General features: G+C 69.6%; 16 protein-coding genes and 1 pseudogene. 10 read left to right on the top strand and 7 right to left on the bottom strand.

Annotation, left to right across the window (positions count from 1 at the left end; translation table 11 throughout):
- Window positions 1-154 precede the first annotated feature (154 nt).
- The 3 genes from AOK17_RS22070 (at window position 155) to AOK17_RS22060 (ending at window position 1,802) form a co-directional block, all read left to right on the top strand.
- Window positions 155-631 carry a pyridoxamine 5'-phosphate oxidase family protein gene (locus tag AOK17_RS22070; protein WP_055614248.1) on the top strand — a complete coding sequence of 159 codons (477 nt, stop codon included), beginning with the start codon at window positions 155-157 and terminating at the stop codon, window positions 629-631.
- A 128-nt stretch (window positions 632-759) separates the two neighbouring features.
- Window positions 760-1,425, top strand: a complete 666-nt coding sequence (locus AOK17_RS22065) for a DUF4389 domain-containing protein (protein WP_055614247.1) — start codon at window positions 760-762, stop codon at window positions 1,423-1,425.
- Window positions 1,422-1,802, top strand: a complete 381-nt coding sequence (locus AOK17_RS22060) for a hypothetical protein (RefSeq protein WP_055614246.1) — start codon at window positions 1,422-1,424, stop codon at window positions 1,800-1,802. Before AOK17_RS22065 ends, AOK17_RS22060 begins: the two co-directional genes overlap by 4 nt.
- Window positions 1,803-1,848: 46 nt before the next feature.
- On the opposite strand, the gene AOK17_RS48650 is transcribed toward AOK17_RS22060, so the two are convergent.
- The 6 genes from AOK17_RS48650 to AOK17_RS22025 form a co-directional block, all read right to left on the bottom strand.
- Window positions 1,849-3,639: a PAS domain S-box protein gene (locus AOK17_RS48650; RefSeq protein WP_245697278.1), complete on the bottom strand. Its 1,791-nt coding sequence runs from the start codon at window positions 3,637-3,639 to the stop codon at window positions 1,849-1,851.
- 344 nt (window positions 3,640-3,983) lie between these two features.
- Window positions 3,984-4,907, bottom strand: coding sequence for a universal stress protein (locus AOK17_RS22045; RefSeq protein WP_055614245.1), 924 nt, complete (start codon window positions 4,905-4,907; stop codon window positions 3,984-3,986).
- Between the two features lie 163 nt (window positions 4,908-5,070).
- On the bottom strand, window positions 5,071-5,688 hold the full coding sequence (locus AOK17_RS22040; protein ID WP_055614305.1) for a DoxX family membrane protein: 618 nt from the start codon (window positions 5,686-5,688) through the stop codon (window positions 5,071-5,073).
- Window positions 5,689-5,833: 145 nt separating this feature from the next.
- Complete coding sequence (locus AOK17_RS22035) at window positions 5,834-8,218, bottom strand: phosphoketolase family protein (protein WP_055614244.1); 2,385 nt, start codon at window positions 8,216-8,218, stop codon at window positions 5,834-5,836.
- 247 nt (window positions 8,219-8,465) lie between these two features.
- Window positions 8,466-9,317: a universal stress protein gene (locus AOK17_RS22030; RefSeq protein ID WP_206190803.1), complete on the bottom strand. Its 852-nt coding sequence runs from the start codon at window positions 9,315-9,317 to the stop codon at window positions 8,466-8,468.
- 85 nt (window positions 9,318-9,402) lie between these two features.
- Window positions 9,403-10,311: a universal stress protein gene (locus AOK17_RS22025; protein ID WP_055614303.1), complete on the bottom strand. Its 909-nt coding sequence runs from the start codon at window positions 10,309-10,311 to the stop codon at window positions 9,403-9,405.
- A gap of 441 nt (window positions 10,312-10,752) precedes the next feature.
- On the opposite strand from AOK17_RS22025, the gene AOK17_RS22020 reads away from it, so the two are divergent.
- From AOK17_RS22020 to AOK17_RS50125, 3 genes and pseudogenes are all read left to right on the top strand, one after another.
- The gene (locus AOK17_RS22020; RefSeq protein WP_055614243.1) at window positions 10,753-11,217 is read left to right on the top strand and encodes a Crp/Fnr family transcriptional regulator; all 465 of its coding nucleotides are present in this window, start codon (window positions 10,753-10,755) and stop codon (window positions 11,215-11,217) included.
- 34 nt (window positions 11,218-11,251) lie between these two features.
- Complete coding sequence (locus AOK17_RS22015) at window positions 11,252-11,956, top strand: CBS domain-containing protein (RefSeq protein WP_055614242.1); 705 nt, start codon at window positions 11,252-11,254, stop codon at window positions 11,954-11,956.
- Window positions 11,957-12,251: 295 nt separating this feature from the next.
- Window positions 12,252-12,417: pseudogene (locus AOK17_RS50125) on the top strand (protein phosphatase); the annotation flags it as partial.
- Window positions 12,418-12,744: 327 nt separating this feature from the next.
- Here the strand turns inward: AOK17_RS50125 and AOK17_RS22005 are convergent.
- A complete protein-coding gene (locus AOK17_RS22005; RefSeq protein WP_055614240.1) occupies window positions 12,745-15,345 on the bottom strand; it encodes a glycoside hydrolase family 2 in 2,601 nt (866 codons plus the stop codon).
- Between the two features lie 158 nt (window positions 15,346-15,503).
- Here AOK17_RS22005 and AOK17_RS22000 point away from each other — a divergent pair, with 158 nt between their 5' ends.
- From AOK17_RS22000 to AOK17_RS21985, 4 genes are all read left to right on the top strand, one after another.
- Window positions 15,504-16,517, top strand: coding sequence for a LacI family DNA-binding transcriptional regulator (locus AOK17_RS22000; protein ID WP_055614239.1), 1,014 nt, complete (start codon window positions 15,504-15,506; stop codon window positions 16,515-16,517).
- A 165-nt stretch (window positions 16,518-16,682) separates the two neighbouring features.
- Window positions 16,683-17,780: an ABC transporter substrate-binding protein gene (locus AOK17_RS21995; protein WP_055614238.1), complete on the top strand. Its 1,098-nt coding sequence runs from the start codon at window positions 16,683-16,685 to the stop codon at window positions 17,778-17,780.
- A gap of 1 nt (window position 17,781) precedes the next feature.
- Window positions 17,782-19,299 (top strand): sugar ABC transporter ATP-binding protein, encoded by a 1,518-nt coding sequence (locus tag AOK17_RS21990; protein ID WP_055614237.1) that lies wholly within the window; start codon window positions 17,782-17,784, stop codon window positions 19,297-19,299.
- Entirely contained in the window at window positions 19,292-20,254 is a 963-nt protein-coding gene (locus AOK17_RS21985) for an ABC transporter permease (RefSeq protein WP_055614236.1), read from the top strand. The genes AOK17_RS21990 and AOK17_RS21985 overlap by 8 nt, the downstream gene beginning before the upstream one ends.
- Window positions 20,255-20,260 lie beyond the last annotated feature (6 nt).

Raw genomic sequence — 20,260 nt, 5'->3', positions numbered from 1 at the left:
GGCGACATGAGCCGAACGGCCCTTGTAAAGCGCGATCAACCGCCGTTCGATTTAGATCCACCAGCCCGCACCCGGAATCGCTCCGTGGCTGTGGCAACGGTTCCTCAACCCGCCGAGCCACGGAGCGAGCGACGAATCCGTACGGAAGTTCACCATGGCAACCGAGAACGCCCAGCAGCCCGCCGCAGGACCGCGGCAGAGTGTCGAGCTCGACAGCGCCGCAGCCCTGAAACTGCTGGGCAGCGTGTCGCTGGGCAGGGTCGTCTTCACCCAGCACGCGCTGCCGACCATCCGTCCGGTCAACCACGTCCTGGAGGACGGCGACATCATCATCCGCACCCACGAGGGTGCGGCCCTGACATCGCACACGCGGCACGCCGGAGGTGAGGGCGTCGTCGTCGCCTACGAAGCCGACACCATCGACCCGGACACGCACCTCGGCTGGAGCGTCGTGGTGACCGGATACGCCCACCTGGTCACCGACGCCGCGGAGGTGGCCCGCTATCGGGCGATGCTCCGCCCCTGGATGAACCGGACCATGGACTACACGGTCCGCATCCGTCCCGATCTGGTCACCGGAATCCGTCTCACGTCCGCGCCCGGGCCGGACGGCGGGCACGAAGCGAGCTGAGCGACGAAGGGCCGACAGGCCCAACGGGACAACCCCACACAGCCCTCGCGGCCGGGACCGTGCGCGGCGGACGCTGGTCATGTGCCGGTGGTGCACTTCGGCCGGCGCGGACGAAGGAGCTGATCGCCATGACGATCCTCGTGGGATTCCCGGACCACCCGGTCCGGGTGAACGCGGAGCTCGACGCGCCGCTGTCCCGGTGGCTGTGGCTGGTGAAGTGGATCCTGGTCATTCCGCACTACGTGGTGCTGTTCCTCCTCTGGATCGCCTTCGCCGTGGTGAGCGTGATCGCGTTCTTCGCCATCCTGTTCACCGAGCGCTATCCGCGCGCACTGTTCGACTTCAACCTGGGTGTGCTGCGCTGGAGTTGGCGAGTCGCCTACTACTCGTACGGCGCCCTGGCCACCGACCGCTACCCGCCCTTCAGTCTGCGTGCGGAACCCGATTACCCGGCGCGGCTGGACATCGCCTACCCGGAACGGCTCTCCCGGGGCCTGGTGCTGGTGAAGTGGTGGCTCCTGGCCGTCCCGCACCTCATCGTCGTCGGCTTCTTCCTCGGCGGCTACCACCTCGGATGGTGGTCGGGCGGACTCGTCGCCCTGCTGACAGTCATCGCCGGCGTGATCATGGCCTTCACCGAGAAGTACCCGAAGGACCTGTTCGACCTGATCCTCGGTCTCAACCGCTGGGTGCTGCGCGTCGCCGCGTATGTCGCCCTGATGACCGACTCGTACCCGCCGTTCCGGCTGGACCTGGGCGGCACCGAACCGGCCGATGCGGAGGAGTTGTCGTGACCACCATGCTGGTGACCGTGTTCCTGATCGCGCACGGGCTGCTGCACCCGGGCGTCTGGACGGCGCCGGTGCAGCCCGGCAAACAGCTCGCCTTCGACCCCGGGCACTCGTGGGTTCTCACGGCGGCCCACGTCTCCGCCGCACCTGCCAGGGCCACGTCGCTGGCACTCGCCTGGTACGTGGCCCTTGTCTACGTCGTCGCCGGGGCCGGGGTGGCCGCGGGAAGCGGCTGGTGGCCCACCGCAGCGGTCGTGGCGGCGTCGAGCGGGCTTGCCCTCAAGGCGCTCTGGTTCGATCCCTGGCTCAGCGTCGGAGTACTGCTCGACGTGAGTGTCATCGTCGCCGTGGCCGGCACCTGGCCCGCGTCCCTCTACTGAACCGACCGCGCCACCCGGCGCGGCCAGGACCCGTCGGAGGCAGGCACTACAGCGCGAGGGTGAACCATGTGGTTTTGCCCTCGTCGGTGGGACGGACGCCCCAGGTGTCGGCAAGGGCCCGGACGAGGATCAGTCCTCGTCCGGATTCCTCGTCCTCGGCTGCGAGCCGCGGCTGGGGCAGATGCGGGCTGTGATCACTGACCTCGACGGTGAGTTCGGTGGCGGTGCGGCACAGGTGCAGACCGAGGGGGCCCTGGGCGTGCTGAACGGCGTTGGTCAGGATCTCGGACAGCAGGAGTCGTGCGTCGTCCGCGGTCGTCGTGCAGTCCCAGGAGGTGAGGGCCTTGGTGAGGAAGGCGCGGCCCTCGGGTACGGAGTCCGGGACGGCGGGCAGGTCGGTGGTGACCGCGGCCAGGGGCGCGTCCGGGAGCTGGGTCAGCAGCAGGGTGACGTCGTCGTTGTGGCCCTCCGCGTCGGGCAGCAGAGCGGCCAGGACGCGATCGGCGGCGACTTCCAGGTCGGGGGCGGTGGTGAAGAGGTCACTCAGTACGTCGGTGAGCTGCGCGAGTTGGTCCTCGATGTCACTGCCCGGGGTTTCGATCAGGCCGTCCGTGTAGAGCACGAGTGTGGCACCGGCCGGGATCACCGCGCTGGTCTGCTCGTAGAGGACCCCGCCGACACCGAGGGGTGCGTTCACGGGTGCCGACAGCGCCCGGGCGCCCTCGCCGGGTGTGGCGATGAGGGTGGGCAGATGTCCGGCCGAGCAGATGGTCACCTCACCCGCGTCGGCTGCGATCACCAGGTAGCAGCAGGTGACCAGCTGGTCGGGCACGTCCAGATCGGCGACGACCGTCTCCAGGGCCTGCATGAGCTGTCGGGGCTGCATGCCGGTCTTGGCCAGGGCATGTGCGGCGGAGCGCAACTGGCCCATGACTGCGGCGGCTTCCAGGCCGCGGCCCATCACATCGCCGATCAGGACGCCGACCCGGCCGGCTCCCAGCGGGACGAGGTCGAACCAGTCGCCGCCCACCCCGGCCCCCTGAGTGGCGGGCCGGTAGCGGCTGGCGGTGGCCAGCCCCGGAATGGCGGGCGGTGTGCCCATCAGACTGCGCTGCAGGGTGAGGGCGATGTGCCGTTGCTGTTCGTACAGCTCGGTCAGTTCCGCTTCGGCCCGCTTGCGGTCGCTGATGTCGCGGACGATCGCGCAGGCCCCGATGACCGTTCCGTCCGGGGAGCGGGTGGGCCACAGAGTGATGTCGACGTCCAGCAGATCACGGGAACGGGTCAGCCGCAGGGTCTCGAAGTGCTCTACCCTCTCGCCGTCGCGCAGTTGGTCCATGAGCGCGTCGATCTCGTGGCGGCGTTCGGACGGGGCGAGCAGGGACACATGGCGGCCCATGACGTCGTCCCGGGTGTACCCGTACAGCCGTTGGGCGGCGGCATTCCAGTAGGTGATGTGACCGTCGAGGGTCTTGGCGAGGATCGCGTCCTGGGAGGACTCGACGAGTGCGGCCAGCTCGTTGATACGTTCCTCGGCCCGCCTGCGGTCGCTGACGTCACGGACGGCGGCGGAGACGAGCAGGCCGTCGGCGGTCTCCAGCGGGCTGAGGCTGATCTCGACCGGGAACTCGGTGCCGTCCCTGCGCAGCCCGTGCAACTCCAGGCCCGCTCCCATCGGGCGCACCTGACGGTTGGCGGCATAGCCGTCGCGGTGCTGGACGTGGTGGGCACGGAAGCGGCCGGGGATGAGCAACTCGACGGGTTGGCCGAGGAGTTCTTCGCGTCGGTAGCCGAAGAGCGCCTCGGTCTGGGCGTTGACGAGTCTCATGGTTCCCATGTCGTCGACGATGACCATCGCGTCCGGCGCCGCCTCCAGCAATCCCCGGAACCGCTCCTCGGCGCCTTCTGAACCGCCCTTGAGCGCTCCAGCGCAGCATTCGCGCCCTCCGCGGCAGGCCACTGGGGCTTCCGGGATTGACGCCGGTCCGACCGTGTCACGCATGTCCGCCCCCAACGACCCGCATCTCGAAATCAGTTGGGCCATCCCAGCGTGTTTCGGTCACAGCGACTCCGGCATGTTCCTTACTGTCCGTACAACGGCCGATCCTGTTCCCTGTGAGAGCACGCAATGCCCGTCTGCCGACGCCTCCGCCCCTGCCGTGAGCGGTGCCGTCCTCGTGGTCAGTCGTGCGGGACCACCGCTACCGGCGCGGTGGCGTGATGCAGGACCGCATGGGTCACGGGGCCTATGTGAGGGCCGAACTGCACGTTCCGGGTACGGCGGCCGACGACCACAAGTGCCGCGTCCCATGAGGCATCCACCAGGTGCGAGCCCGCTCCGCCGATCACGGTCTGCTCGTTCACCTCGACGCCGGGGAACTTTGTCCGCCACGGTCGCAGTACGTCGCTCAGCTCCTGTCGTACCCGGGCGGTCAGTTCGGCGTCGAACTCGGGGTCGACGACTCCTCCGTAGCCGTGGGAGGAGACCGGCAGGCTCCAGCCGTGGAGAACGCGCAGGTTCGCGGCACGGCGTGAGGCGGCGTCGAACGCGAACTCGATCACCTTGTCGTCGGGGTTGCGCAGGTCCAGCCCGAGCACGACGTCGCGGTACGGAGTGACCGTGGACGCGACTCCGGCGCCGTCCGGCAGGTGCTCGTCCTCGGCGCGCTCACCGGCCCGTACGAGGACGACGGGCCGGGCCGTCCTGGCCACGACGGCGAGTGCGACGGAACCGAGCAGGAAACCGGTGACTCCGTTCAGGCCCCGGGATCCGAGCACCAGCACCTCGGCGTCCTCGGCGGCGGCGAGCAGCGCGGGTACGGGTTGTTCCGCGATCCGGTCGAGGCCGATCCGCAGGCCGGGGTGCCGACGGACAAGCCGGCTCTGGGCCTCGCGCGGCATGCGTTCGACCCATTCGCGGTCCGCGTCGCTCACGGCACGCGGCACGCCGGCTCCGGCCAGCGGTGTGTACGCGTACGGCTCCCATTCCCAGGCGTGCACGAGCCGCAGGGGCGTGTCGCGGAGCAAGGCTTCGCGGGCGGCCCAGTCGGCGGCGGCAAGGCTCTCGGGCGAGCCGTCCAGACCGGCGGTGACATTGCGGGGCATGTCAGAACCTCCTTGAGGGGGGATGTGGTTTCAGTTTCCGGGCCGGGCAGTTGCGCCAGGAGGGGCCGCTGGTCCCTGGTGGGGACCATTGGTCCCGGGTGGCATCACGATCGCGGGGCGCCACCGCGTCGTCGCGGTGGCGCCCCGGGGCCGAGCCGAGTGGTCAGAGCAGCCAGCGGTTGCGGCTGACGAACGGCAGGCGTGCCCACGCCTTGCCCAGGCCCCACGTGGCGCCGGCGCCAGCGGCCGCGAGGGCGATGAGGACGACGGCGTAGATCAGGTGGTAGTCGGCGAAGGGGTTGGTGGACATGCTCAGCGAACCGTCGGACAGGTGCCTGGCCGGGGGCCACTCCGCGATCCACATCAACGCCATCATGGCGGTGCCCGCGACCGCGGCGAGCCGCAGCGCGATGCCGGAGACCAGGGCGAGACCGATGCCGAGCAGGCCGAGCATGAACAGCCAGTCGGCCCAGCCGGCTCCGGCCCAGTCGTGGAACGTGGACTCCATCGGTCCCACGGCGACGCCGCCGAGGAAACCCTTGGTCGGCGAGCCGCCGTCGATCCAGCCCTTGCCGGAGCCGGTCGCGTAGCCGAAGCCGAAGGTCTTGTCGAGGAAGGCCCACAGGAAGACGAACCCGGTCAGCAGGCGCAGCCCGGCGAAGACGTACGAACGGGTCGCCGTGACCGTCGCGGTCTCGGCGTCGCCGGACGCGGTACCGGTCCTGCGCACCGACGGGAGGCGGAACCCCGTGTGCCGGTGGGGGTGTTCGTGGACTGCCATGATGCTCATCCCTTCCATCCAAGGGCCGGTGGACGAGGCCGAGGTGGCTCTCGTTGCGCCTTCAATGTCCCGCTCCAGCAAGGGAGTTCGGAGGGGCTGCAGGGCCCCTGACGACGGGCCGAAGGTCCCTCGGCCAAGGGGCCGGTCAGCCGCTCCAGGTCCAGTCGGTGACCTCGGGCAGATCGGTTCCGTGCTCGCGGATCCAGGCGTGGTGGCGCAGCCGGGTGTCCTCCATCAACTGCCGGACGGGGGCGGCGCGTACGGCCAGTCCGGGGACCCGGTCGATGACGTCCATCACCAGGCGGTAGCGGTCGAGGTCGTTGCGGACCACCATGTCGAAGGGCGTGGTGGTGGTGCCAATCTCCTTGTAGCCGCGGACGTGGAGATTGGCGTGGCCGGTGCGCCGGTAGGCAAGCCTGTGGATCAGCCAGGGATAGCCGTGATAGGCGAAGATCACCGGCCTGTCGCGGGTGAACAGTGCGTCGTACTCCGACCCCGGCATGCCGTGCGGGTGCTCCTCCTGCGGCAGCAGCCGGGCCAGGTCGACGACGTTGACCACGCGGACGGCAAGGTCCGGCAGGTGCTGTCGCAGCAACTGCGCGGCGGCCAGCGTCTCCAGGGTGGGGACGTCGCCGGCGGCTGCGAGCACCACGTCGGGTTCACGGATGCCGTCCTCGGAACCCGCCCACTCCCAGATCCCGGCGCCACGGGCACAGTGGGCCCGCGCCTGGTCCATGGTGAGCCAGTCGAAGCCGGGCTGCTTGCCGGCCACCACGACGTTGACGTAGTCGCGGCTGCGCAGCACGTGGTCGGCGACCGACAGCAGGGTGTTGGTGTCCGGCGGCAGATAGACCCGTACGACCTCGGGGCTCTTGTTGAGTACGTGGTCGACGAAGCCGGGGTCCTGGTGCGAGAAGCCGTTGTGGTCCTGGCGCCAGACGTGCGAGGTCAGCAGGTAGTTGAGGGAGGCGATGGGAGCGCGCCAGGGCAGCCGGCGCGTGACGCGCAGCCACTTGATGTGTTGGTTGACCATGGAGTCGACGATGTGCACGAAGGCCTCGTAGCAGGAGAACAGACCGTGCCGTCCGGTCAGCAGATACCCCTCCAGCCAGCCCTGGCAGGTGTGTTCGGAGAGGATCTCCATGACCCGGCCGTGCCGGTCCAGGTGCTCGTCGACGGGCAGGGTCTCGGCCTGCCAGGCCTTGCCGCTGGCGTTGTAGACGGCCTGGAGCCGGTTTGACTCGGTCTCGTCGGGGCCGACGATCCGGAAGTCGCGGCGGCCGCTGGTGTGGTGCATGACGTTCTCCAGCAGGTCGCCGAGGACCCTGGTGGGTTCGTGCAGCGTGCCGCCGGGCTTGTCGACCTGGACGGCGTACCGGTCCAGCTCCGGCAGCGGCAGCTCGCGCAACAGCAGACCGCCGTTGGCGTGCGGGGTGGCCCCCAGGCGCCGGGTGCCCTCGGGGACACAGGCCAGCACCTCCTCGCGGGGGCGGCCGTGCTCGTCGAAGAGCTCTTCGGGCTTGTACGAGCGCAGCCAGGTCTCCAGCTGTCGCAGGTGCTCCGGGTTGTCGCGGACGGCCGACAGCGGGACCTGGTGGGCGCGCCAAGTGCCCTCCACGGGAAGGCCGTCGACCTCGGCCGGCCCGGTCCAGCCCTTCGGGGTGCGCAGCACGATCACCGGCCAGTGAGACCGCTGGGTGACGCCCTCCTCGCGCGCGGTGCGCTGCAGGAGCTCGATCCGCTCAAGGGCGTCGTCCATGGCTGCGGCCATGGCACGGTGGACGGTCATCGGGTCGTCGCCGGTGACGTGGATCGGGGCGTGGCCGTATCCCCGGAGCAGTGCGTCGAGTTCGGACTCGGGCAGCCGGGCCAGCACCGACGGATTGGCGATCTTGTAGCCGTTCAGGTGCAGGATCGGTAGCACCGCCCCGTCGTGAACCGGGTCGAGGAACTTGTTGGAGTGCCAGGAGGCCGCCAGCGGCCCGGTCTCGGCCTCGCCGTCACCGATCACGCAGGCGACCAGCAGATCCGGATTGTCGAGTGCGGCCCCGTAGGCGTGCGAGAGCGAGTAGCCGAGTTCGCCTCCCTCGTGGATGGAGCCGGGTGTCTCGGGCGCGACGTGGCTGGGCACTCCGCCGGGGAAGGAGAACTGCCTGAAGAGCCTGGCCATGCCCGCGCCGTCCCGGCTCACATCCGGGTACGTCTCCGAATAGGTGCCCTCCAGCCAGGAGTTGGCCAGTACTGCGGGTCCGCCGTGACCGGGGCCCCAGATGCACAGGGCGTCCTGGCCGCGGGCCTTGATGACGCGGTTGAGGTGGGTGTGGACCAGGTTCAGGCCCGGGGAGGTTCCCCAGTGGCCGAGCAGCCGGGGCTTGACGTGCTCGGGACGCAGGGGCTCGGTGAGCAGCGGGTTGGACATGAGGTAGATCTGGCCGACGGCCAGGTAGTTCGCGGCACGCCAGTGGGCGTCCAGAGCCCGCAGTTCGTCGTCCGTGATCTGGGCGGGCGCCTGCTGTGGGACGTCGCGCATGGTGGACTCCCTTCCGGTGGAAAGACACGTGCCGGTGCGTACTGCCTTCCACCCTCGGTCCACCCGATGGACCGTCAACAGAGCCGGTCGGCCCATACCGATGCTCGATCAGGCCCTTTCGGCCAGTCCGAGCGGCGCTGATGCACGATCCGGGGCGAATCCGGCGACGTGGGGTCTTGACGGCATCCGGCAGCCCCTGCGGCAAGCTCTCTCAACGCCGTCGGGACTGCCGCCGTACACCTGTTGCTCAGCCGGTGGTCACAGCGGCCTGTCCCGTGGGGACGACCAGCACCGGGCAGTGGGAGCGGTGCAGCAAGGCGTGGGTGACGGGGCCCAGTTGCGGGCCGAGCCGGTTCGGGCGGCGGTGAGCGCCGATGACCACGACGTCAGCGTCGCGGGTGGCCTCCAGCAGCGCGTGCGCTGGACCCGAACGGACCGCGTGGGTCTCCACCCCGACCCCGGGGTGCTGCTCCCGAAGGCCGGCCACCGCGAAGCGGGGCACCGCCTGTTCGGTCCGTGCCTGCCGGACGAGGTCGTCCTGCAATCGGAGTGTGGGCAGCGGGTCCGGCTGCTCGGGTGTGAGGTGCCGATAGGTCCACGCGCGCAGGATGCGCAGCCCGGCTCCTCGGCGTTCGGCCTCTTCGAAGGCGTACGCGGCCGCGTCCGTGTCGGCTTCGCTCTCCAGGCCGAGCAGCAGCACCCCGCCACGGCGTGCCGGTGCGTGATCGCCTCGTACGACGAGCAGCGGCGTGTGCGAGTGGGCGGCCAGGCGCAGGCTCACCGAACCGAACAGCCGACCGGTGATTCCCCCGAGCCCGCGGGTGCCGACCACGGTGAGCGCCGCGTCCCGGCTGTGGCGCAACAGGGCTTGTACCGGGCTGCCTTGGACCGCTGAGGTCGTCACAGGCAGGCCGGGGTGGCGGGCGCGGGCGCGTAACTCCGAGGACGCCAGGATGGGTCCGGCCTCGTCGATGTCGTGCACGGCGTACACGATCTCCAGAGCGGTGCCTCGCAGTACCGCCTCGTCGGCGGCCCGGTCCAGCGCCCGTACGGCGATGAGTGAGCCGTCCACGCCGACGGTCACATGGCGGGTGGTCATGTCCGTCCCTTCCTGTGGGTCGATGGGCCGGGCAGGGACGGATGTGCCGTCCCTGCCCGGTTCGCGGGGTCGGCGCGACGCTGCTTCAGCAATGCGGGATCACAGCGACGGGGCACCCGGCGTGGTGCAGCACTGCGTGCGCGATGGAACCGATATGCGTACCGAGCCGGGCTTCCCGCGTCCGCCGTCCCACGACGGCGAGGGCCGCTCCGGAGGTGGCCCGCACCAACTCGTTGGCCGTACGCCCTTCGACAACCGTCTCGGTGACGGCGACCTCGGGGAACTTCTCGCACCACGGGCGCAGTGCCGCAACCACGGCATGTTCGTGCTCGGCCAGCAGTTCGGGGCCGGACTGTGGAACGAGCCGGTCGGCGGCCTCGTGGGCCGGCGAGGCGCTGAAGACGTGAACGACCCGCAGGGACGCATCGCAGCGCCGGGCCGTCTCGAAGGAGAACTCGATCAGCTCGTCACAGGGTCGGCCGGTGTCGAGCCCGAGGACGATGTCGCGATACGGGGTCTTGGAGATCTCGTCCGGCGAGACGCCGCCGGGGGCCGAGAAGTGTTCGTCCGCGGAACTCTCCCCCACCCGTACGAGCACCACGGGACTCGTCGACCTGGCGACGACCCGCTGGGACACGGACCCGACCAGGAAGCCCGCGACGCCGCTGAGTCCACGGGAGCCGAGGACCAGCAGCTCGGCCTGCTCGGCAGCCGCGAGCAACGCGGCGACCGGCGACTGCGACACCGGCTCTTCGACGATGCGCAGTCCGGGATGAGCGGCGCGGACGCTGTTCGAGGCCTGCGTCAGGGTCTGCTCGGCCCACTCACGCTGGGACACGCCCATCGGCACCGACGGGGCGGGGCGCGGACGCCATTCCCAGGCATGCACCAGACGCAGCGCGGCGCCGCGCCGAAGCGCGTCCCGGGCCGCCCAGTGCGCGGCGGCGAGGCTCTCGGGCGAGCCGTCGATCCCCGCGGCAACGTGTCGAAGCATGATCCGCACCTCCTGGGTGTGTATCTACCTGTCCTTGTGTAGAACCTCGTGCAGGTAGGGCACGGCGGGTAGGGGCCGCCCAGGCCCTTCCGAGGGCCCTTCGACCCAACCTCTGTGCACCCCTCGCTCCCAGGTCGAAGCGATGGGCCCAAAGTGGGCCGGTCCGCGCGAGGCCGCGCGGTTCTGGGCACCTGCCCCATGCCGGTCCGGTGCCGTACGGCCCGGCCTGTGGGCCGGGTGGCCCCTGGTGAGAGCGGCCCCGCCGAAAGACGCTGGAGTCGCCAGGTACGTAACCATGTCCGGGAGGGAGGAATGACACACCACCCGGCGCAGCGCACTGGTGGTCCCGGCCGCCTTCACCACGGCTGCGGCCCCGGCCCGGCGCCGTCGTCCTCGTCGAGCTCACGAAGCGGTCCACGTTCTCCAGGAAGAGGCAGGGTCATGAACACTTCCACCACATTCAGCATGCTGCGTGCGCTGCCCGCCGAGCACCGCGAACGGCTGATGCGCAGCGCCCGTGAGGTGTCTTTCCCGCAGGGGACCCGCCTTTTCGAAGAGGGCGCCCGCGCGGACCGGTTCTGGATCATCCGGACCGGCACGGTGGCTCTCGACATGCACGTGCCGGGGCGCCGAGCGGCCGTGATCGAGACCATCGGGCACGACGAACTGGTCGGCTGGTCCTGGCTGTTCGCGCCGCACGCGTGGCATCTGGGCGCCGAGACGACGAGCCCGGTCCGCGCCTACGAGTTCGACGCCGTGGCCGTACGGTCCATGTGCCAGGACGACCACGCTCTGGGCCACTCGGTCGCCCAGTGGGTGGGCGACATCCTCGCGCACCGGCTGCAGTCGGCCCGCACAAGGCTGCTGGACCTGTACGCGCCGTACGGCAGCGGCAGCACCCTGTGACCGCGCTCGAATCCGAGGCGACCAAGGAGCCACCATGCACGGCACACCGCACATCGTGAGCGACGTCATGACCCACACGGTCGCCGCCATCGGCCGCGGGGCGCGCTTCAAGGAGATCGTGCAGATGATGGCGGAGTGGAAGGTCAGCGCCCTGCCCGTCGTGGAGGGCGAGGGCCTCGTCGTCGGCGTCGTCTCCGAGGCCGACCTGCTGCCCAAGGAGGAGTTCCGCGACAGCGACCCCGACCGGTATACGCAACTGCGGCGTCTCTCCGACCTCGCCAAGGCCGGCGCGGTGACCGCCGGCGAGCTGATGACCTCTCCCGCCCTCACCACCCACCCGAACGCGACGCTGGCCCAGGCAGCACGCAGCATGGCTCGTGCCAAGGTCAAACGGCTCCCTGTCGTCAACGACCTGGGCATGCTGGAGGGCATCGTCAGCCGCGCCGACCTGCTGAAGGTGTTCCTGCGGGACGACGAGGAGATCGCGGAGGAGGTCCGCAGGGAGGTCGTGGCATACCTCTTCCCCACCCCGGCATCCACTGTCCGGGTAAAGGTCCAGGACGGAGTCGTGAAGCTCGGCGGGCACGTCCGTGACACGTCCTTGGTCCCCGTGGCCGCGCGCTTGGTCCGCGCCGTCGAGGGCGTTGTGGACGTGGAGTTCGAGCTTGCGGGGCATGGCGGTTCCCCGGAATCAACGACCTCGACAGCCGGGGGTACGGGGAGTGCCTCTCAGGAATGAACAAATGAACTGGGGCGTGGAGCGGGGACGCTCGGTGAGCTGGCGCCGCTCGACCGTGAGATCAGGCGCCCCAGTGTCGTTCAGGATCCCCGACTTCGTTGGCAACAAAGGGAGTTCGTCAGCAGTGGATTGCCAAATCCACGCTTCTGTCAGCAATGGATCTCGTGACCTGCGCATACGCCAGTCGCAGCAGCTGCGACAGCAGGCTCCGCTGAGATCGCACCCCGGATGGGCACATCCGGGATTCGATGCGCACGATCACGCCTCGTGCCGCGAGCTGAATCACGGGAGCGTGATGAGGGCGCTGCTCACCCCCGACCTGGTGTACGCCGACGCCAAGGACGACTTCCTGCGCCTCGCCGGACGCATCCGCGAACAGTTGCTGGGCCGCTACATCTTCGACGTCATCCCCGAAAACCCGAACGATCCAGCCGCGGCCGGCGTGCGGGAGACCCGCGCTTGGCCCGCCTTGCCGACTCCCTCACCCGCCACCGGCAATGAGGCAGTGGAGCTGGTCGTACGGTTCGATATCGCCCGGCGTGAGCGGGGCGAGGCGGCCCAGGAGGGCGGTCAGCGCGTTGCGGACGCGCTGGAGGCCTGTGCAGGGCCATGTCGTCGAAGCGAGTGCGTGTTGTTCCGTCACGCAGGCATTCATCCCATATGCCTGAATTCCGGATGCTCGTATGAGACCAGAAAGCGGGCGCGGGTGAGCGCGGTCAGGTCCGCGGTGTGGGGCCGGAGCCGCCCGGCGAACGGAGGGAGGTGAGCCGTTCGGCGGGCGGTCCGGGTCAGGCGCAGCCGGCGGGAGTCGGCCGCGACACGTCGTTGATCAGTGCCTCGTGGGCCGCCTTGACCCGTGGCACATCGGGCTTGACGACCTTGCGGTCGTAGGTGATCAGCCCGTTGAGCTCGCCCTCGACGTCCGCGATCTGGGTGTAGACCGCGCCGTTGCCGCCCTTGCAGGCCAGGGCGTGCACTTCGGCGAGCTTGGTGAGGTAGTCGTCGGTGTACGTGGCCGGGTCGACGTCGACGTAGGACTGCTGCACCGACCAGGCGTGTCCGGGTACGGCGAGGCCGAGGCCGCCGTACTCGCCCATGACCGTGGCCCGTTTGCCGTCCGGGCGCGGTGGTAGCGCCGGGCTCGGGTAGCCGTGCTCGTCCATGATGTCGCCGGTGCCGCCGTCGGCTCCGAGGTTGAGGCCCGACTGGTTGTTGACCAGGCGGGTCGGGTCCCAGGCCTTGGCCTGTGTGGCGATGCGGCCCACGTCGTACTGGCCCCACCCTTCGTTGAAGGTGACCCACATGACGATGGACGGGCTGCTGATGTGCTCGTCGATCATCTGCTTCATCTCTAGTTCGTACTCGGCGCGGGCGGCGGTGGACGGGTTGACGCCCGCCGTCATGGCCGGCATGTCCTGCCACACCAGCAGGCCGAGCCGGTCGGCCCAGTAGAACCAGCGGTCGGGTTCGACCTTGATGTGCTTGCGGACCGAGTTGAAGCCCATCGCCTTGTGCATCTTCAGGTCGTAGGCCAGGGCCTTGTCGCTGGGGGCGGTGTGCAGGCCGTCCGGCCAGAAGCCCTGGTCGAGGGTGGCCATCATGAAGACCGGCTTGCCGTTGAGGACGGTTCGCGGGGTTCCGTTGACGTTCTCCATGGTGATGGACCGCATGCCGAAGTAGCTGTTGACGCGGTCGGCGCCGACGCTGACCTTCAGGTCGTACAGGAACGGGTCGTCGGGCGACCACAGCCGGGGATTCTTGATCTTCAGGGTGAGTGGGCTCCCGGTGCGTCCGCTGACGGTGGCGACCTTCCGCTTGCCGTCGTACGCGGTCGCGGTGACGGCGAGTCCGGGGCGTACGCCCTGCGGCTCGACGGTGAGGGTGCCCGCACCGGCATCCGGGGTGAGCTTCAGCGAGTCGACGTGGTCGGTGGCGACGGGCTCCATCCACACGGTCTGCCAGATACCGGAGGACGGGGTGTACCAAATGCCACTGGGGTCGAGGCGCTGCTTGCCGATGGGCGGGTTCTCGCCGTTCGCGGCGTCGGTCGGGTCGTAGACGCCGACGATCAGCTCCTGGGTGCGGCCGGGCTTGAGGGCGTCGGTGACGTCGGCGCTGAACTTGTCGTAGCCGCCCTTGTGTTCGGCGACCTTGGTGCCGTTGACGTAGACCTCGGAACGCCAGTCGACCGCGCCGAAGTTGAGCTGCAGGCGCTTGGCGGAGCCGATCTTCCAGTCGGACGGGACGGTGAAGGTGCGCCGGTACCACATCCGGTCCTCGTGGCGTTCGATGCCCGACAGCTGGGACTCGACGGGGTACGGGACGAGGATCTTCTCGGCGAGTTTCCGGCCCACCGGGGGCTGTTCGCCCGCCTTCGCGGCGGCGAACTGCCAGCTGCCGTTGAGGTTCTTCCAGTCGCTGCGGGTGAGCTGCGGCCTGGGGTACTCGCGGTGGGCGTTGGCCGGGGTGACCTTCTCGCCCCACGGGGTGCTCAGCTGGTAGGTGGATTTGTTGGCGCCGCTGCTCCAGAAGGCCTTGACAACGTTGCCGTCCTTGCCGGAGAGGCCACCCGACCCGTCGTAGCGCACATCGGCGGCGCCGCGCGCGGTACCGGTCTTGTTGCCGACCACGGGTTCCTTGAGCGTGACCAGCAGCGACCTGGGGTTGGCCGGATCCAGTCGTGCCCGGCCGAGCGGCCAGGTGGCGCCTCCGATCACGGCGTCCAGGTGCTCGGTGAGACCGGCCGGTGCGGCCGCGAGTGTCTGGGCGAAGTCGAGCCGCAGGGTGCGGCCGTCCTTGAGGACCGTGGCGGCGATGGCGCCGTTGTAGTCGTAGCCCGCGGGCAGCAGGAAGGCCGACTGCGGGATGGCGGTCTTGGTACCGCCGGGCGGTGTCCAGCGCACGTGGAGGTTGGAGCCTCCGTAGTGCTCGAAGTACTCGATCTTGATGTCGTAGGCCTTGCCGGCGGTCAACTCCACCGGGGCGCCGGTCTGTTCGCGGTCCCAGTCGTCGACCCAGTGGTCGATGGCGATTTTCCCGTCCACCCAGAGACGGAAGCCGTTGTCGCCGATGATCGAGAAGGTGGTGGGGCCGGTTTTCTCCGGCACGATCCGGCCGGTCCAGCGGACGGAGACGTCGTCCGACCGGCCGGTGGCCGAACGGAGACGGGGCTCCAGGTTGTCGAAGTCGAGTTGCGGGTCGAATCCGGTGGCTTTGAGTTCGTGGAAGTCGAAGGCGCCGGGGGCGGACTGGGTGTAGTACTCACCCTTGAGGCCGTGGATCTCGGGATCCTCCGCGGCCGTCGCGGCAGGTGCTGCGGCCAGTCCCGCGGCACCCAGCACTGCTGCGACGAGCAGGGCGAGGCTGTGTGTGAACGGTCTGATGCGCACGAATCCTCCTTGGTTGAGGAAGGGTGGCGGCTCGGTGCTTCAGTCTGTACAACGTTGGAAGCAGAGGCAGTTGGCATGAGAGCACGGGCTCTCGGCCGCTGTCCAGGTCCATGACAAAGCTCCGGTCGCGGAGCTCCTGTCGATGCCGAGGAGATTCCTTGCGGGTCAGCCTGAAGGACGTGGCCGAGCGGGCCGGCGTCTCGATCAAGACCGTTTCCAACGTCGTGAACAACTATCCGCACGTCACACCGGCGATGCGTGCCAAGGTGCAGGAGGCGATCGACGAGCTCGGCTACCGCCCGAACCTCACCGCGCGCCATCTGCGCAAGGGCCGTACGGGCATCATCGCGCTCGCCGTTCCCGAGCTCGGAAATCCCTACTTCGCCGAGCTCGCCGGCGCGGTGATCGACGCGGCGGCCCAGCACGAGTTCACGGTCCTGCTCGACCACACGCGCGGCGACCGTGAGCAGGAGCTGCTGGTCAGCCAGGGTTTCCGGGCCCGGGTGATCGACGGGCTGATCCTGAGCCCGCTGGAACTGGAGGCCGAGGACCTGCACGGCCGGGCCGACGACGTGCCGCTGGTGCTGCTCGGCGAGCGCGAGTACGACCTGCCGTTCGACCACATCGCGATCGACAACGTGGCCGCCTCGCGAGAGGCGGTGCGCCATCTGCTCGGGCGCGGCCGGACCCGGATCGCCTACCTCGGTGCCCGCACCGACTCCGCGAACCGCCCCGCCCATCTGCGACTCGACGGCTGGCGGGCGGAGTTGACGGCGGCGGGCCTGCCGACCACGGACGACATGGTCGTGCCCGTCGACGGCTGGGACCGGGACGACGGGGCCCGGGCCATGGCGCGGCTGCTGGACTCGGGCATCCGGCCCGACGCGGTCTTCGCCTACAACGACCTCATCGCGATCGGCGCTATGCGGGTGCTGCACGAGCGTGGGCTCAGGGTGCCGTGGGACGTCGCCGTGGTGGGTTTCGACGACATCGCCGAGAGTCGTTTCGGAGCCGTCTCGCTGACCACGATCGCGCCGGACAAGCAGGCCATCGCCCGCCTCGCGATGGGCTCACTGCTGCGCAGTCTGTCCGGCCGTCAGGATCCCGGAGGACGTGAACTGACCGCGGAATACCGGCTGGTGGAGCGGGAGAGCACCCTCGGGCGACGCTGATCACGGTCCGGACCAACTGGCCGAGATTTCGGACGGAAGGGTTTACAGCCTCCTTCCAACGATGTAAAAAACTCCCCTGAACGACGTGCACGCCATGTTGACCGCAAGTGCCGAACTCCCCGGGAGCGCTCTCAGCGCCGGGGCCGCGCCGTTTGGGGAACTCCCATGAAGCACACCGCACTTCTTCGTCGTACCTCCGCTCGAACCCTCCTCGCCACCGGCCTCCTGACAAGCCTGGTCCTGACCACCGGATGCACCAAGTCCGAGGACTCCTCCGACAGCGACAAGGCCGCACCCCAGCAGGGTGACTCCGGCCAGCAGGTCGCCTCGCCCAGCGCCGGATCCGGGCCCACCTGCACCATCGACGCGTACGGGGGCGAGAAGCTCGACCTCAAGAGCGCCACCGTCGGTTTCTCCCAGTCCGAGAAGGAGGCCAATCCCTTCCGCATCGCGGAGACGGCCTCCATCGAGGCGGAGGCGAAGAAGCGGGGCGTCAAGCTCCTCACCGCCAATGCCCAGTCGCAGTTCTCCAAGCAGATCAGCGACGTCCAGGACCTCATCGCCAAGGGCGCCGACCTGCTCGTCATCGCGCCGCTCAACTCGGACGGCTGGGAACCCGTGCTGCGCACGGCGGCAGCCAAGCACATCCCGATCGTCACGGTGGACCGCAAGATCAACGCCACCGCCTGCAAGGACTATGTGAGCTTCATCGGCTCCGACTTCGTGGAGCAGGGCAAGCGAGCCGCCGACGAGATGATCGAAGCCACCGGGGGCAAGGGCGACATCGCCATCCTGCTCGGTTCGGCGGGCAACAACGTCACGACGGAACGCACCAAGGGCTTCGTCGACCAGATCAAGGCCAAGGCGCCCGGTCTCAAGGTGGTGTTCCAGCAGACCGGCGAATTCGCCCGCGAGAAGGGCCAGTCGGTCACCGAGAACCTCATCCAGTCCAAGCCCGGGATCAAGGGCATCTACGCCGAGAACGACGAGATGGGCCTCGGTGCCGTCAACGCCCTCAAGGGTGCGGGCAAGAAGGCGGGCGCCGTGAAGATCGTGACCATCGACGGCACCCGCAACGCCGTGCAGGGCATCGTGGACGGCTGGATCAGCGGCGTCATCGAGTCCAACCCGCGCTTCGGGCCGCTCGCCTTCCAGACCCTGGACACCTTCACCAAGGGCTCCGAGGTGGCTCAAGACATCGTTATCAAGGACAGCGCGTACACCGAGGCCAACGCCCAGTCGGACCTCGACAAGGCGTACTGAGATGCTCGCTGTCACCGGCGTGTCCAAGGTCTTCCCCGGCGTGAAGGCGTTGTCCGACGTGGACTTCACCGCCCGCGCCGGGGAGGTCCACGCCCTCGTCGGCGAGAACGGCGCGGGCAAGTCGACCCTGATCAAAGTACTCACCGGCGTCTACCTGCCGGACGCGGGCGAGGTCGTCCACGACGGCACGCCGGTCCGCTTCACCACACCCCTGCAAGCCCAGCAGGCAGGCATCTCGACCATCTACCAGGAGGTCAACCTCGTCCCGCTGATGAGCGTGGCGCGCAACCTCCTCCTCGGCCGCGAACCCCGCGGCCGGCTCGGCCTGATCGACTTCCGGCGCATGCACCGGGAGGCGGACGAGGCACTGCGCGGCCTGGGCATCCGCGTCGACGTGCGCCGCCCGCTGCGCGAACTCGGCGTCGGCGCCCAGCAGATGGTGGCCCTCGCCCGGGCCGTCGCCATCGACGCACGTGTGGTGATCATGGACGAGCCCACCTCCTCGCTCGAACCGCGCGAGGTGCGCACCCTGTTCGACGTGATCCGCATGCTGCGCGAGCGCGGTATCGCCGTGGTCTACGTCAGCCACCGCATGGACGAGCTGTACGAGATCTGCGACTCGGTCACCGTGCTGCGCGACGGCCGCGTGGTGCACACCGGCCGCCTCGCCGACCTCGACCGGCTGCGTCTGGTCTCGCTCATGCTGGGCCGGGAGATCGGCGAGGTCCGCAGCGAGGGCCTGACCAAGTTCACCGGCTCCCACCACGCGTCGGCCGAACCCATGCTGCACGCCGAAGGATTGACGGTACGTCACCAGTTGCGGGACGTCTCGCTGTCCATCCGCCCGGGCGAGGTGGTGGGCCTGGGCGGGCTGCTCGGCTCCGGCCGCAGCGAGACGGCCAGGGCCGTCGCCGGGGCGCTGCCGACCGACTCGGGCCGGGTCTCGGTCGGCGGCGCCCCCGTGCGCACCGGCTCGACACCGGCCGCGATCCGCGCCGGCATCAGCCTGCTGCCGGAGGACCGCAAGGCCGAGGGCATCGTCCCCGGTCTTTCGGTACGGGAGAACATCGCGCTGGCCGCCCTGCCCTCGCTCTCGCGGTTCGGCCTGGTGGACGACGCCCGTATCGACCGGATCGTCGACACCTTCGTGAAGCGGCTGCGCATCAAGTCGTCCGGCCCGCACCAGAAGGTGGGCGAACTCTCCGGCGGCAACCAGCAGAAGGTGCTGCTGGCCCGCTGGCTCGCCCTGCACCCGAAGGTGCTGCTGCTGGACGAGCCGACCCGCGGGATCGACGTCGGCGCCAAGGCGGAGGTACAGGCACTCATCGACGAACTCGCCGACGACGGACTCGCCGTGCTGCTGATCTCCTCCGACACCGAGGAGTTGATCGAGGGCAGCGACCGGATCCTCGTACTCAAGGACGGGGCGGTGGTGGACGAGTTGACCGGCGACGCCGTCACCGAGGACGCGCTGATGCGGGCCATCGCGGCCGAACCCGCCGGGAGCCACCATGACTGAACTCACGCTCGCGCAGGGCCGGGTGGATCGCGACCGGCTGCTGCGCCTGCTCCAGGAGTACGGCGTCTACGCGGGCGTCGCCGCGCTCCTGGTCTTCAACTTCGCCTTCACCGATCACTTCGTCTCCGCGGAGAACTTCCGCACCCAGGCCGTCCAGGTCGCACCCGTGCTCATCGTCGCGCTGGGCATGGCGCTGGCGATCGGCACCGAGGGCGTCGATCTGTCGGTGGGTTCCGTGATGGCCCTGTCCACCTCGCTGCTGTCCCTCTATCTCGGCTACGGGCCGTGGGCCGCCGTGCTCGTGCCGGTGGCGGGCGGCATCCTGATCGGGCTCGCGAACGGAACACTGGTCGCCCACCTGGGAGTTCAGCCGATCGTCGCCACGCTCGCCCTGATGGTCGCCGCTCGCGGCCTGGCCCTGGTCCTGCTCCCCCAGCTCAAGGACGTACGCGATCCGGGCATGACGGCGCTCGGCTCCGGCGACGTGCTGGGTGTCCCGTATCTCGTCCTCATCGCCGTCGCCCTGGCCCTGTTGGTGGCGTTCGTGGTGCGCCGCACCACCTTCGGGCGGCAGTTGCTCGCCATCGGCGACAGCCGTCCGGCGGCCCGGCTCGCGGGCCTGCCCGTCCGCCGGGTCCTCATCGTGGTGTACGCGTGCTCCGGCGCGCTGGCCGCGGTGGCCGGCGTCCTCGCCACCGCCCGGCTGACGGCCAGTGACCCGACCTCGCTGGGCACGCTGATGGAACTGTCGGCGATCACCGCCGTGGTCGTCGGCGGCACTCCCCTGTCCGGCGGCCGGGTCCGGATCGGCGGCACGGTCGCCGGTGCCGTCCTCATCCAGCTGCTGACCACCACGCTCGTCAAGCACGACCTGCCGCCGTCGTGGACGCAGATGGCCCAGGCCGTGGTGATCGTCGGTGCCGTCTACGCGGCCCGCGAACGGGGGAAGCGATGACCACCG

It is taken from the genome of Streptomyces phaeochromogenes (assembly GCF_001418655.1).
In the GTDB taxonomy this organism is placed as follows: domain Bacteria; phylum Actinomycetota; class Actinomycetes; order Streptomycetales; family Streptomycetaceae; genus Streptomyces; species Streptomyces phaeochromogenes.
This window is presented reverse-complemented; position numbering and strand designations above follow the sequence as displayed.